Here is a 14,057-nt window from a genome sequence, read left to right as displayed (position 1 = left end):
AGTAATTACTATTATTATAATAATCAATATTACTGATTACCTTTTATTTAAAATAATCATTCAATCATCATTTTTTCCGTTCAAAAACATATTCTGCATCTGATGATAAATCAGAGCAGAATGAATAGCCTAGTCTATCAAATTTCTTAATATCCTCAGGATTTTCAATTCTGTTTTCAGCCATGAACCTAACCATTTCACCACGGGCCATCTTAGCATATGTACCTTTTGTCACCAGTTTATCTCCTGATAACTCACAAAATGTAATCGTAATGTATCTATCCTGTCGTGTCAGATATTTTTCTATGCACTTAGAGTATTCTTTCGATGCCAGATTGATTATAATCCTGCTGTTATCAATCACTGAGCGGTATAATAAATCTCCCCAGTACTCATACAGATTTTTTGTTTCTCCTATTCCAACCTTCGCCTGCATTTCCAAACGATAAGGTGTCACACCATCCCTTGGTTTTAGCACACCATAAAATGCAGATATTATTCTCAAATGATTTTGTACATACTCGAACTGACTGTCCTCAAACACGGATGGAGCCATATATTGAAAAGCAATTCCTTCATATGATAAGACAGCTGGGGTAAGTAAATGATAAAGATCCATGTTTTCCAATCTATTGAAGTTCTGTTCTGTAATTTTGTCATTACATTTCCAGATAGTCTTCAGTTCTTCTTTTGACTTACTTTTCAACCAACTTTGTATCTCTGTCGTCTTTTCAATAAATTCAGGCAATCCATCCGGCGCTATGCTGTCAGTATCTGTAATCATCTTTTTAGCAGGGGATAATATTATCTTCATTAATCTAATTCCTTGAGCATATTTTCAGGATCATCTGCAGCCTTGACTTTATCATTTGCCTTTATAATAATCCCCTGTTCATCAATAAGATATGTGGTTCTTACTACTCCCATAGAGACTTTGCCATAATTTTTCTTTTCTTTCCATACATCATATGCTTCAATAACTTTCCGCTCTGGATCTGCTAAAAGTGTAAATGTCAATCCATATTTTTCCTCAAATCTCTTATGAGAGGATACAGAATCCTTACTGACTCCAAGAATAACTGCTCCTTTTTCGGTAAACTGAGGGTATCGCTCAGAAAACCCACATGCCTGTTTCGTGCATCCCGCTGTATTATCCTTGGGATAGAAATATAAAATCACTTTTTTTCCTGTATAATCCGATAATCTATGTATTTTCCCATTTTGATCTGGCAACTCAAAATCCGGTGCCTTAACCCCTACTTCCAACATTATTTATCCCTCCCTTTCTGTATCTTTCTCTTTATTCGCCTTTTTCTTCCTATTCCCGGTAATCATTTTATGACCTGTATATATCGCCATTACCATACATAACATAGAACTTAAAGCAAAGTATTTGTGACTTGATTTTTGCTTTTTATATCCAGTGTAAAAAGTCCCAAGCATTGTGATCAATGCTCCTACTGACCAATATTTATGTGCTTTCATGTAATTCCTCCATTTTTCAGTGTATTCAATTCTAATTATACGCTACCATATTCCTATGTCAATTTGATAATAGAGCATTCCTATAAATTTTTTCAAAATATCATTGTCAAAACTATGTATTGTTATCCTTTAATTTTTCTTTGAAATAATTGACAAAAAGCTTGTTTTCAGGAGATTACTATTTAATCTCTTTTCCATCTATATATAGTTGAAATTTATCAGGATTATTGACAACATCATAGTCCTTTCCGTATTCTACAGGTCTATATTCGGCTGTCATTACCGATTCCCCGTCTTCAATATCCTCTTTCCATAAATAGATGTTCATATCAATGCTCGTCGCATATCCTCTGTCTGTGGAGAATTTTGTCGAATGAAAAGAGACTTTACAACTTAAAATTGGATAAAAAGGACAAAAAAAGAAGAGCTGCTTGCTCTTCCCATATAGTAGTAGTAAAATAATATGTCATGCCAGCGCAATATATTACCTAGAATATCGCTATAACAGGAAAGGGGCTGCATTGTGACAGCCCCTAGTTTACTTCATCACGTTGTCTACATTCTGAGTGAACTCGTTCCCTGGTTTATTTTAGCATCGGTCTGGATTTTGTTTCATAAAGATAAATTTTGCCACAGAGCGGTCGTATGTTTTAATGTGTCCAAACAGCCAGTCGATTACATTTTTCTGTACAAGTTCACTGAACCGATCTGTTGGTCCTTCATACTCCTGAAGGTATTCATACAGTTCCTGAATTGTCTTTTTAAACTCTTCATGTTTTTCATAATGTTTTTCACGCTCTGGATAACCGGCTTTTTCCTGAAGTGCTTCTTCTTCTTTAAAATGAAAGTCAGTATACTCGTTAAGATAATCCAGAAGTTTGATCGCCTTTACCTTGCTGTCGCCATTTTGACAGGCAATTACAAAGTTCTGAATACGGTCAATCAATTCTTTGTGCTGTGTATCGATTGTTTTATTTCCTGTTACTAAATTGTCATCAAAGGTAATGTTTAAATCGTAAGTCATAATTTGACCTCCATTTCTTTTATATGTTCTCTTAGGCTCTTTTAATGTCTGGCAGTTTCGTACCTGCATTTTCTGCTTAGTCTTCTACAGGAACGAAAACATCTTTTCCTAATCCGCAGATTGGGCATGTCCAGTCATCTGGAATATCCTCAAATGCAGTTTCTGGATCGATACCGGCGTCTATATCCCCTACTGCCGGATCATAAATATATCCACATGGTTCACATTCATATTTTATCATAGTCATTTTCCCTTTTCAATGTCGATTTATTTTTGTTACCAAGTTCCTAGCAATTTTTCTAACACTTTGTTTCTTGTATATCTGTATTATACATGATAATTATTCTTTTGTCAATAATAGTAATTATTATTATTTTTTGTACTTAGCATAAACTGATATTTGAATTGCACATTTACACACTGTATATATCATGGGAATAGTTGAATAAAAAAATGAACTCTATTCATTAAAGACAGAGTTGCCGGAAATTATTTCTCTCCAACAACTTTCTTCGTCTTTAAGTCCTTAAAACACAATACTGTCCAATCAGATTCATCCAACTGTTATATTTATTCTTTTCACACACCTTTCGGCAAATTTCATTTTCCATCAATACACAGAACATCTTATCATAATCAAATGCCCAAACAGCACCATTCACATGGTTTTCCACTGCTTTCTGATCTATGTTCTTTAAACGTGTGACCATTTTTTCAATTTCTCCATTTCTCAAGTTACCGATATTTTTGCAGATAAACCGAAAGAAATTCAACGTTGCATATTCGTCATGCCAATGGAACTCTTCTGGATTGTTTTTAATTTTACTGACTCGCTGCTGTTCTTTGATTATCTGATCAGCTACACCTTTCATCGAATCTTCGTATCTCATATTACTCACCTACTCTTCCTCAACGCCCAGTGACGGTTTAAATCTTTTATCCTTTGCCTGCGGTACCACGATCTCATAAAAATAAAATCCTAAATATCCAAGTGCCTGCTTCTTCATTTTATAAAAAGAAGTCCTGCCTATTCCTAACTCCTGCTGTACTTCCACATCTGTCTTACATAAATTAAAAGGTAAATATGTTCAAACATAAGGCCTCGGAATCTTAATGATTTCTGGCGTTTTCTATTATTGGGATAAGACTATTTATAGCAATTTAAACCGAATTATGATAACATAAGGCAAAGATAAATCGAAATTTATAAAGGAGAATATTGATGAAACTATTTTTATGTTCGCACTTTTCAAGTGTAGGAAGTCTGATAAAGGAAGAAATTGAAAATAAGAAAGTCGCATTTATTCCAACAGCTTCACTGCATGAAGGCTACACCGGTTATGTCGGCTCAGCTCGAAAATTATTCAAAAAGTTGGGAGTAATCGTAACTGAAATTGATATTTCAACGGAGGCTTATTCAACGATACAGTCTGTTTTTGAAGAAGCAGATATGATATATTTTACCGGCGGAAATTCTTTCTTTCTTATGGACCAGCTCCGTAAAACGGGAACTGATGGGCTGCTGAAAAAGGAATTGGCAAATGGAAAATTGATGATCGGCGAGTCGGCAGGCGCAATTATATGCGCTCCAAGCATCCAATATATCGAGCAAATGGATGAAAAGCCAGAGGACTACTCACAAGAAGATGATGCAGGGCTTGATTTGATTGATTTCTATGTTCTTCCGCATTATCTTACAGCACCATTTAAGAAAGTTACCGAGAAAATAATGACTGAGTTTTCGGATTTGAATCTATGCCCAATTAACAACCGTCAGGGAATTGTAATTGACGGTGAAGGTTCAAAGGTTATTTGCAAAGACTAATTTGAAAATTCCAGTTTGCATATTTCTTAAAAAGATGTATGATATAAAAAAGCTCAGGAGGTTCAAATGAAATCACATAAATACTGGTCCATCGGTGCGCTGGTTTCCATGATCGGAACTTGCTACACCGGCTATAAGGATATGAAATCAGCACATAAATATTTTGCATTCAGTTCACTGATCTGCATGGCTATGGCCATTTACTCAGGTCATAAAATGATTTCTGGCAAATCCAGAAAAAAGAAAGAAGCTGCAGCTGAAGAATCTGCGGAATAATAAGAGGAATAGGGGAGTATTCCATTATATATAAGCCTGATGGAAAGGGGAGATTCCATCAGGCTCTTTCAAATCTACTCTTCCGTTTCTGGAAAAGATGGCTTATAGCTGTTATTCTTATCTGGTCTTACTAAAACAGGTGTCAGCACACCATTCTGTTTAATACTCTCTACCAGGTCATCCATCTTATCATCATCCAAAACTTTAAATGGATGATTTGCAAAGCTGTGTATTCTGCTAATCTCAATATCTGTTGCACTTTCTTCGCCGGATACTCCCAGCAGTTCATCTATGCTGGGCATCTTTATTTTGTCTGCGCTTTTACTCTTCATTTCTCAATACCTCCTTTGCAATCGTCTCATATGCTTTCGCTACTTTTCCATTCAGGCAATGGGAAAAGATACTGACGCCTTCTGCACTTGTTTCAGCTGCTTTCACTGACATAGGAATCACTGTATCAAAAATCTCTATTTTCTCACCATAGGCTTCACGCACTTTGCCAGCCACATCCTTTGCATAGTTTGTGCGAAAGTCCACCATTGTAAGAAGAATCCCTTCAAATATCAGCTGCCTGTTCAGCCGCTTCTTCACCATTGCAATCGTATGTATCAGCTGCTGAAGCCCTTTCACCGGAAGGTAAGCTGCCTGTACTGGAATCAACACGGAATCCGCAGCTACCAGTGCATTGATTGTCATTAGTCCCAGGCTTGGCATACAGTCAATCAAGATATAGTCATACTCTGTTCTCACAGCCTCAATATATTCCTTCATAATCAGTTCTCTGCTCATCACGTTCCCCATTGTTACTTCCAATGCAGATAATTCAATATTTGCCGGAAGCAGATCTACATTTTCTTTATGATGCAGAATGCCATCTGTGATCTCAAATTCTTTTTCATTGATGATAGCCATCATAATTGTGGCAAGTGTAGTTCCTATTTCGTCCGGTTCTACATAACCAAGACTTGCTGTAAGACTCCCCTGTGGATCTGCATCAATCAGCAACACTTTCTTTCCCTGTCTGGCAAGTCCAATTCCAAGATTTACGGTTGTGGTGGTTTTTCCAACTCCACCTTTCTGGTTTGATATTGCGATTACTCTACACATAATTTTCCTCCTATTTTGCTACCGTTTTCTGCGGTTTCCATTGGTTTAACATGCTCAGTATCTCTTCTTTCATTTCTGCCGGGGTATATGATTTTGGGAAATACCGATACAGTTGTTCGTTGTTAAACATCACTCTGGTAATTTCCCCTTTTTTGATCTCACCCATGATCTCTCTCATTTTTGTTCCCGTCAGCTTTTTCTCACGGCTTAATTTCTTCATTCTCTGTGCCTGGGAAATGGATGGAACTGCCTGTGTATACTCCATAGCATCTATAAATTCCTTTTGTTCCTCTATCGTTAAATACGAAAGTTCCACAGCCGGGTTAAATGAAAGTTCACCGTTATCCAGCTTTTCCAGTAACTCAGGAATAAGATCCGTCAACTTCAGATACCGCTGTACCTGTTTTGCGCTGTCACCAAATTCTTCACCAATGATTTCTACTGTCTTTTTTCCTTTCAACGGGTAGTCAGACTGGCTACTTTTTCTTCTTCCTCCGGTTCGCTTCATAGCTTCATTCTTCATCTTATAAGCAAAAGCCTTTTCACTGAATGTTATCTGCTGCCTCTGTAAATTGGAATCCACCATATTAATTACTGCTTCGTCATCTGACATGACTCTGATAATGACCGGTACCTTCCTGTAACCAAACTTTTCAGCAGCTGCCTTTCTTCTGTGTCCGGAGATAATCTCATAAACACCATCTGGAATCGGTCGTACAATCAGTGGATTTATGATTCCGTATTTCTCAACACTCGCACTGAGCCGAATCATTTCCTGATCCATCCGAACCTTAAACGGATGGTTCTTAAAGGTCCGCAGACGTTCCAGCTGAATCTCTATAATTTTTTCGCCATCTTCTGGAACTGATGCCACTGTATCCATATCTTTCCTCCATTCCTTATCTGCAACAGAAAAAGCCTGTCCAGATAGATTTCTTTTTGAAATCTGATCCAAACAGGCTTACTGTTGACCTTAGTTTTCACTAAGCAAAGATTTTATTGTATTCACGCCTAATAACTTACCGCCGGATATTTCCCTTCCTCTTTTTTCTTATCTGAGCTTGAATTTACATCCACTTTCTCAAATAAACAGCTGGCTTTTCTCTTTTATTAGAATTTCGATTTATTTCCAGCTATTATACCAGCAGTGCGTTTTATTAGACAGCGGCTAATAGGATTCTTTCCGTATTAGCTGATATTCCATTCCATTTTCCACTTGAAAAAACAAAAAAGCGGAAATTATATTAGAAATTTTTCTAATACATTCCGCTTTTGATAGGACGTCCCGTGCGGGAATCGAACCCACATCTAGTGCTTAGGAGGCACTTGTTCTATCCATTAAACTAACAGGACAAATACCGGATTTTTGGCTTAAAATCAAGGTTTTCAGCCATTTCAACGGCATTGGATTTTATGATTTAAAACTGACTTACGTCAGCTGAATCAATCTTATATGATGAAATTTTTTGGTATGAAGCTATCGCCATTTTCCAAAACGCATGTCCTCTTAATTGTGACATCACATAACAGAATCGAACTTAAATTCATTTTTCTGTTATACACCGAGGCGATAACTCTGGTCACCGCTTAGGAGGCGAGTGCTCTATCCAGCTGAGCCACAAAAACCTAACTGGAATGGTTTGCCTTTTTTCATCGGAAACCACTCCATAGATATTTATTATAGCATACCGAAAGCTGTTAATCCAGCCCTTTTTCAAAATTTATGTGGCCCTGCATCCAGATATTTCCCTTGAACCGTCTGCCTTCTTCCGGTTCACCCAGAAGATCCTTCTGATTGATACAGATATCAAAGATCATATCGTTGCAGGAAAGAGTCATAAAATACAATTTTTCATCCGTATATTCATTGACTGCCTCTTCCACATTTTTGATTTCACCCATGATCTGGTACTGGTCACATTCCACGCCATAGGGCATCATAAACGTATCGATCACCGTGAAAAGATCCTCTTCCTGGATTCTCTGGGAAATCATGGAATACGTATCCATATCCTCCAGTGTCAGGCTCTCGATCGCCTCTTCATCACCTTTCTTGGCCGCAGCAATGAGTTTGTTTCTCTTGGAAACCGCTTCCCGGTCACTCTGCAGCTGTTCTTCACTTTTGCAGATGGGGAGAAGGATTTCTCCCTTATCGGAAAGTCCGGAGAATGTAGTACTTACCGGCTGGTTCAAAAGCATCTGATCAACACAGGCCTTCTTATAAGCCACCACATTCTGTACATAGAAGATCAGTGAAACACCTACTCTTGGATCCTCCATGACTCCTGCATAGGACTCGCGACTGCCATGCTTCTCCACCATCAGATCTTCCTTGGATGTCACACCGGTTCCCCGGAAATATGGAACATAATATTCCTGATGAAACCCGTTTTTGTCCATTTCTCCGCAGAGCGTGATACCAAAATCCGGTCCGAACGCTTTGGAATATTCCACAAACGCATTTCCATTTTCTTCTTTTACCGCCTGACGGTCTGTATATTTCCGGAAAACCTCATCCAGGATCGTTTCCAGTTCCTCTTCCGTTTTCAAACCGCCAAAGCCAATTGATTTCAGATAACTATGCACTACATTCACCTCCTCTTCCAGATCATACGGTATTTCTTACCTCTTCTGATCAAACTTATTTCTTTTTAACCTCGATTTTTTCCATTCCGCCCATATACGGTCTTAATGCCTCCGGAATGTTTACACTTCCATCTGCATTCAGGTTGTTCTCCAGAAATGCGATCAGCATACGCGGCGGTGCTACTACCGTATTATTCAGTGTATGTGCCAGATATTTCTTACCATCCGGTCCGTTTACACGGATCTTCAGTCTTCTTGCCTGTGCGTCTCCTAAATTGGAGCAGCTTCCTACCTCAAAATATTTTTTCTGTCTCGGAGACCATGCCTCAACATCCAGAGATTTTACTTTCAGATCTGCCAGATCCCCGGAACAGCACTCCAGCGTACGAACCGGAACATCCAGACTGCGGAACAGATCTACGGTATTCTGCCACAGCTTATCAAACCACATCTTACTCTCTTCCGGCTTGCAGACAACGATCATCTCCTGTTTCTCAAACTGATGGATGCGGTAAACGCCTCTCTCCTCGATGCCATGAGCACCTTTCTCTTTACGGAAGCAGGGAGAATAACTGGTCAGAGTCTTCGGCAGCTCTTCCTCCGGAATAATGGTATCGATGAATTTACCGATCATGGAGTGCTCACTGGTACCGATGAGGTAGAGATCCTCGCCCTCGATCTTGTACATCATGGCATCCATCTCTTCAAAGCTCATAACACCGGTAACAACGTTGCTGCGGATCATGAAAGGCGGTACACAGTAAGTAAAGCCTCTGTTGATCATGAAATCTCTTGCGTAAGCAATGACAGCTGAGTGAAGACGTGCGATATCTCCCATCAGGTAATAGAAACCATTTCCTGCCACTTTTCTGGCACTGTCCAGATCGATGCCGTCAAATTTCTCCATGATCTCTGTATGATAGGGTACTTCAAAATCCGGAACAACCGGCTCTCCATATTTCTGGATTTCCACGTTCTCACTGTCATCTTTTCCGATGGGAACGGAAGGATCGATGATATTCGGGATCACCATCATTCTGGTACGGATCTCTTCCTCTACCTTCTTCTCTTCTTCAGAGAGTTCATTCATACGATCTGCCTGGCTGGCAACCTGCTTTTTGACCTCTTCTGCCTCTTCTTTTTTCTTCTGAGCCATCAGAGCTCCGATTTCTTTGGAAAGTTTGTTTCTGGAAGCACGAAGTGCCTCTACCTCCTGTTTGATCTCACGGTTCTTTTTATCCAACTCGATCACTTCATCTACCAGATGAAGCTTTTTATCCTGAAATTTATTACGAATATTCTGTTTTACGATTTCCGGATTTTCCCGGACAAATTTAATATCCAGCATTTTCTACTTATTCCTTTCTAAAATCCAATCGGAGAAAGTCTCCTCTGTAAATGAAAACTCGGCGAATCAAATATCCGCCGAGTTCTATCATACTCTATTTTTCAGTTCGCGTAAAGCACCTTTTTCCTTATTTTCCGGTCTTTCTGCCCTTTTAGGAAGGTCCGTGTAGAAGTATCTTCGCTCTACTGCTCCAGTTCATTGTGTGAATTTACTGCCTGTCGAAGAGCTTCTTTCTCTTCTTCGCCGAGAACCACATAAGATTCTCCTTTTACGATTTCCTTTACATAGGTATAACAGCCGTCGCTGCTGTGAATGGCATTCATGACAAAGCCATTGTTTTCCTTATCCAGCATGGCAAGGGCAAAACTGAGTTTTCCGCCCATTTCCTTAAAAGCATCGTATTTGACAATTGCCACTTTATTCAATGTAATATTCTGTACTTCCTTGATCTTCCGGATTTCTTCCATGTGATTCCGGCTGTTTTCTTCCAGAAGATCCATCTGGTTGAAGCGGGCTGCAAATGCCCGTTCCAGAGATGCTCCATCCATTCCACGCATAAACATCTTATACTTTTTTATAAAACGGCTCATTTTCATGGAGATCTTTATCATATAGACCAAGACGATCAGAAGAACGCCCAGTACAAAAATAAGGATGATCCCCGGGTCGATACCGATTGCATCAAAAATACTGCTTTCCATTTATTGTCCCCTTTTTCTTCTGTTCTGCCTGTCAGGCTTCCTGGTGAATAGACTCCAGAAGATCCATGATCCGTTCCAGTTCTTCATTGGAATAATATTCGATCTCAATTCTTCCTTTATTATTCTTTTTATGATTTACTGTAACTTTTGTTCCCAGGATCATTTTGATCTTCTCTTCGATTCCTTTATAAATAAATTCATTCTCTGTTTTCTGGCTTTTTTTGTTTTCTTTCTCCTTCTGAAAATTTTTCATCAGGCGTTCGGTTTCCCGGACACTGAGTTTTTCATCAAAGATTTTGTTTGCCAGCGTATACTGCTGCTCCTTGTCTTCCACAGCCAGCAGCGCTCTTGCATGACCGGTAGAAATCTTCTCATCCACCACCATCTGCTGCACCCGTTCATCCAGTTTGAGAAGACGCATGGAGTTTGTCACAGCCGTACGGCTTTTGGAAACCCGTTCTGCCAGTTCATCCTGTTTCAGCTCGAATTCTGTCAGAAGACGTCTGAATGCCAGAGCTTCCTCGATCGGGTTCAGATCTTCCCGCTGAATATTTTCAATCAGTGCGATCTCAACTCTTTCCTGCTCCGTGTAATTTTTAATGATAACAGGAACTTCTTTTAAGCCAGCCAGTTTTGCAGCCCGCCATCTGCGCTCACCTGCAATGATCTCATAATAATCATCTTGTTTCTGAACGATCAGCGGCTGGATGATTCCAAACTGTTTGATGGAATCTGCCAGTTCCAGAAGTGCATCCTCATTAAAATTTTTACGAGGCTGTTCCCTGCTGGGCTCCACTTCTGTGATCTTAAGCATCACTTCTTCTTTTTTAACAACTTTCTCTACAACTACTTCTTTTTTTACTTCCGACTTGGCGGGATTACTTTTCTTTGCTCCTGCTGAAGGAATCAGGCTGTCCAGACCTTTTCCTAATCCACTCTTCTTTACCATTCTTCCTCATTCCCCCTGTTGATCACTTCTTCTGCCAAAAGGCGATAACTCTCGGCTCCTGTTGATCTTGCATCATATTTTGTGATAGGCATTCCATAGCTGGGTGCCTCGGCCAGACGCACGTTTCTTGGGATAATGGTCTTGTAAATTCTCTGATCCAGATTTGCCTTTACATTTTCCACAACCTGAAGAGACAGATTGGTTCTTGCATCGTACATGGTGAACACTACACCCTCGATCTCCAGATTCGGATTGAGTCGGTCTCTTACCAGCTCCACAGTATTCATCAGCTGGGAAAGTCCTTCCAGTGCATAATATTCACACTGGATCGGCACCAGCACTGTGTCGGCTGCACACATGGCATTGATCGTCAGAGTATTCAAAGATGGCGGACAGTCAATAATGATAAAATTGTAATTTTCCCGCACCTGATCCACTGCTTTTTTCAGAATAAATTCTTTTTCCTCAAAACCGGTCAGTTCGATTTCTGCTGCTGCCAGATTGATATTGGAAGAAATGATGTCCAGATTCTCGATCACTTCTTTCTGAATGCACTCTTCTATTTTTGATTCGCCGATCAGCAGCTCATAAACGGTATTTTCCACTTCATTCTTTTCTACTCCCAAGCCGCTGCTGGTATTTCCCTGGGGATCTGTATCAATAACCAGAATTTTCTTGCCAAGATCTGCAAGAGATGCGGATAAGTTGATTGCCGTAGTGGTCTTTCCAACTCCGCCCTTCTGATTTGCGATTACGATTGTTCTTCCCATATCTATGTATATTCCCCTTTCTCTGTGATTCCTGTATGTATCACACGATATCTGTGACTTGTTTCGGATGTTCCAGATCCATGAATGGTTTCTTTTCTCACGTCTCTCACAATTCCGGTGTCTCCTATTATAACACCTGTCTGCTGATTGTCCACTGGAAATGTTTCACGTGAAACAAACAATGTTTGTAACTATTCAGGACATTCAAAACAACAGGCCACAGGTCTACGCGTTGCTTCGGTCGGTGCTAAACGAGTCCCACTGGGCCTCAGCCCCCCGCGCATTACATGCGCTCTCGCTGCATTCGCAGCTTCTGTCTGAGGCTAATGGGTATTCCGCCCATTCCAAAATAAAAATTTCATCCTATTGCAAACAAGTTTGCATAGTCTGATTTTTTATTTTGCTGATGTTCTGAACTGTTCCTAATATTTTAGGTTTCACGTGAAACATTCGCTTTTTTCTCCATATCAAGAACTTCATCCAACATTTTTTGAAAGTTTTCCTGTTTTTCTTCCAGCATCTGCTTTTCTTCTTCAAATTTCTGGAGTTCTGCTTTTAAATGTTCCCGGTTTTTCAGCAGTTCTCCCAGCTGTTCTCTCAAAGAATTTTCGCTTCTTCTTGGTGAAAAATATCCCACATCAAATTCTTTTTTGGACTGGATCTTCACGATCTTTTTTTCCACACTCTCAAGTTCCAGTTGCTGTTCCTCTATTTTAGCCGCATACTCTGCAATCTGCCCTCCGTTTTCCTGCAGGACAGACTCAAAATATTCCCGTACCATTGCCGTCTCCTCCCTTCCGGTATCGGCATTCCATATCTGTAGACTGCTCCGCTGCCATACAGCTTCTGCAAGTCTCCAGCCATTTTTTCATTGTAACAGATTTTTTTATCCTGCACAATACAGGTGAGAAAAAGATTGTATCAAAGATGATTTTGGATTATAATAAAGACAGGTTTACGCATGCCCAAATACCAGTAACCATTCATTATCACTTTGTTTAAAAGGAGTCGCTGTTATGAAGCATAAACTTAAAAATGCCCTTATTTTGACCTCAGTCTGTATTGGATCTCTTCATATAATCAACCAGTTTATTTCCTCTGCTGCCACGGTTAAAAACCTCCTCCCGATACGTCCTGGAAAATATTTTGACTGGAGGCACGGAAGAGTTTATTACAGAAAATTCGGTTCCGGAAAACCGCTTCTTCTGATCCATGATCTGGATCCTTCCGCTTCCGCCTACGAATGGAATCAGCTGGAGCAGCAGCTGGCAAAGGATTTTACGGTCTATTCTATCGACCTGCCCGGCTGTGGCCGATCTGATAAATCCAACATGATCTATACCAACTACTTTTATGTTCAGCTGTTGAATGATTTTACCGAAAACGTCATCCGAAAGAAAACCAATGTGGCTGCTACCGGTCTTTCCGGATCCTTCGTGATCATGGCCGCAAACAACAATGAGGAGCTTTTCGATAAGATCTTCCTGATCAGTCCGAAGAGCATTTCTTCCCTGAACCAGATCCCGAATCCCAGATCACGGATCGCGAAACATATACTCAACTGCCCCGTATTGGGAACTACGCTTTATTACATTCTGAGCAACCATACAAATATAGAATATCTCTTCACAGAAAATTATTTTCATAATCCGTTCCATCTTTCCAGACGGACCGTAGATATTTATCATGAATGTGCCCACAGAAAAGGAAACGGCGGAAAATACCTGCTGTCCAGCATCAAAGGCAACTTTGTAAATATTGATATTTCTCATGCACTTCGGAACCTGGACAACAGCATTTACATCATCAGTGGAGATTCTACGCCAAATATTGACAGTATCATTAAGAGTTATGAAACCTTGAATCCGGCCATTGAAAGTGCCCTTGTAGAAAAAGCGGCTTACCTTCCTCAGCTGGAATGTCCGGAAGCTTTCTATCAGACCATGAAAGTTTTCTTCTGATTCCGTAAAACCGCATACTAACAGA

At 39.9% G+C, this 14,057-nt stretch carries 18 protein-coding genes, 1 tRNA gene and 1 pseudogene; 3 read left to right on the top strand and 17 right to left on the bottom strand.

The annotated features are described in order from the left end of the window. Positions 1-67: 67 nt before the first annotated feature. From yaaA to DXA57_RS14215, 7 genes are all read right to left on the bottom strand, one after another. Positions 68-814 (bottom strand): peroxide stress protein YaaA, encoded by a 747-nt coding sequence (gene yaaA, locus DXA57_RS14240; RefSeq protein WP_117767964.1) that lies wholly within the window; start codon positions 812-814, stop codon positions 68-70. After that, complete coding sequence (gene bcp, locus DXA57_RS14235; RefSeq protein ID WP_005421605.1) at positions 814-1,269, bottom strand: thioredoxin-dependent thiol peroxidase; 456 nt, start codon at positions 1,267-1,269, stop codon at positions 814-816. Before bcp ends, yaaA begins: the two co-directional genes overlap by 1 nt. Before the next feature lie 3 nt (positions 1,270-1,272). Then, on the bottom strand, positions 1,273-1,485 hold the full coding sequence (locus tag DXA57_RS14230; RefSeq protein WP_005421604.1) for a DUF6219 family protein: 213 nt from the start codon (positions 1,483-1,485) through the stop codon (positions 1,273-1,275). 178 nt (positions 1,486-1,663) lie between these two features. Further along, entirely contained in the window at positions 1,664-1,813 is a 150-nt protein-coding gene (locus tag DXA57_RS17345; RefSeq protein WP_015524977.1) for a hypothetical protein, read from the bottom strand. A 261-nt stretch (positions 1,814-2,074) separates the two neighbouring features. After that, positions 2,075-2,509 carry a bacteriohemerythrin gene (locus DXA57_RS14225; protein ID WP_019161195.1) on the bottom strand — a complete coding sequence of 145 codons (435 nt, stop codon included), beginning with the start codon at positions 2,507-2,509 and terminating at the stop codon, positions 2,075-2,077. 76 nt (positions 2,510-2,585) lie between these two features. Further along, positions 2,586-2,750, bottom strand: a complete 165-nt coding sequence (locus tag DXA57_RS14220) for a rubredoxin (protein ID WP_117767963.1) — start codon at positions 2,748-2,750, stop codon at positions 2,586-2,588. A gap of 277 nt (positions 2,751-3,027) precedes the next feature. After that, on the bottom strand, positions 3,028-3,399 hold the full coding sequence (locus DXA57_RS14215; protein ID WP_117767978.1) for a hypothetical protein: 372 nt from the start codon (positions 3,397-3,399) through the stop codon (positions 3,028-3,030). 332 nt (positions 3,400-3,731) lie between these two features. Here DXA57_RS14215 and DXA57_RS14210 point away from each other — a divergent pair, with 332 nt between their 5' ends. Continuing rightward, the gene (locus DXA57_RS14210) at positions 3,732-4,334 is read left to right on the top strand and encodes a Type 1 glutamine amidotransferase-like domain-containing protein (RefSeq protein ID WP_117767962.1); all 603 of its coding nucleotides are present in this window, start codon (positions 3,732-3,734) and stop codon (positions 4,332-4,334) included. A 66-nt stretch (positions 4,335-4,400) separates the two neighbouring features. Further along, complete coding sequence (locus DXA57_RS14205; RefSeq protein ID WP_005421572.1) at positions 4,401-4,610, top strand: DUF6219 family protein; 210 nt, start codon at positions 4,401-4,403, stop codon at positions 4,608-4,610. A gap of 101 nt (positions 4,611-4,711) precedes the next feature. On the opposite strand, the pseudogene DXA57_RS14200 reads toward DXA57_RS14205, so the two are convergent. From DXA57_RS14200 to DXA57_RS14155, 10 genes and pseudogenes are all read right to left on the bottom strand, one after another. Further along, positions 4,712-4,942: pseudogene (locus DXA57_RS14200) on the bottom strand (ParB N-terminal domain-containing protein); the annotation flags it as partial. Beyond that, entirely contained in the window at positions 4,932-5,717 is a 786-nt protein-coding gene (locus DXA57_RS14195) for a ParA family protein (RefSeq protein ID WP_117767960.1), read from the bottom strand. The pseudogene DXA57_RS14200 and the gene DXA57_RS14195, both read right to left, overlap by 11 nt. 10 nt (positions 5,718-5,727) lie before the next feature. Beyond that, entirely contained in the window at positions 5,728-6,600 is an 873-nt protein-coding gene (locus tag DXA57_RS14190; RefSeq protein WP_117767959.1) for a ParB/RepB/Spo0J family partition protein, read from the bottom strand. 398 nt (positions 6,601-6,998) lie between these two features. Further along, a tRNA-Arg gene (locus DXA57_RS14185) sits at positions 6,999-7,070 on the bottom strand. A 345-nt stretch (positions 7,071-7,415) separates the two neighbouring features. After that, a complete protein-coding gene (locus tag DXA57_RS14180) occupies positions 7,416-8,303 on the bottom strand; it encodes a DUF3881 family protein (protein ID WP_117767958.1) in 888 nt (295 codons plus the stop codon). A 55-nt stretch (positions 8,304-8,358) separates the two neighbouring features. After that, positions 8,359-9,651, bottom strand: a complete 1,293-nt coding sequence (serS, locus tag DXA57_RS14175; protein ID WP_117767957.1) for a serine--tRNA ligase — start codon at positions 9,649-9,651, stop codon at positions 8,359-8,361. 182 nt (positions 9,652-9,833) lie between these two features. Next, on the bottom strand, positions 9,834-10,352 hold the full coding sequence (locus DXA57_RS14170; protein ID WP_117767956.1) for a DUF4446 family protein: 519 nt from the start codon (positions 10,350-10,352) through the stop codon (positions 9,834-9,836). 31 nt (positions 10,353-10,383) lie between these two features. Beyond that, on the bottom strand, positions 10,384-11,301 hold the full coding sequence (locus DXA57_RS14165) for a ParB/RepB/Spo0J family partition protein (RefSeq protein WP_117767955.1): 918 nt from the start codon (positions 11,299-11,301) through the stop codon (positions 10,384-10,386). After that, positions 11,295-12,071, bottom strand: coding sequence for a ParA family protein (locus tag DXA57_RS14160; RefSeq protein WP_117767954.1), 777 nt, complete (start codon positions 12,069-12,071; stop codon positions 11,295-11,297). Before DXA57_RS14160 ends, DXA57_RS14165 begins: the two co-directional genes overlap by 7 nt. Before the next feature lie 430 nt (positions 12,072-12,501). Continuing rightward, complete coding sequence (locus DXA57_RS14155) at positions 12,502-12,852, bottom strand: hypothetical protein (RefSeq protein ID WP_117767953.1); 351 nt, start codon at positions 12,850-12,852, stop codon at positions 12,502-12,504. A gap of 235 nt (positions 12,853-13,087) precedes the next feature. On the opposite strand from DXA57_RS14155, the gene DXA57_RS14150 reads away from it, so the two are divergent. Then, positions 13,088-14,032: an alpha/beta fold hydrolase gene (locus tag DXA57_RS14150; RefSeq protein ID WP_117767952.1), complete on the top strand. Its 945-nt coding sequence runs from the start codon at positions 13,088-13,090 to the stop codon at positions 14,030-14,032. Positions 14,033-14,057 lie beyond the last annotated feature (25 nt).

This window comes from Blautia sp. OF03-15BH (assembly GCF_003463065.1).
In the GTDB taxonomy this organism is placed as follows: Bacteria; Bacillota; Clostridia; order Lachnospirales; family Lachnospiraceae; genus Limivivens.
The sequence above is the reverse complement of the archived record's forward strand: the minus strand, read 5'-3'. Positions and strand labels throughout refer to the sequence as shown.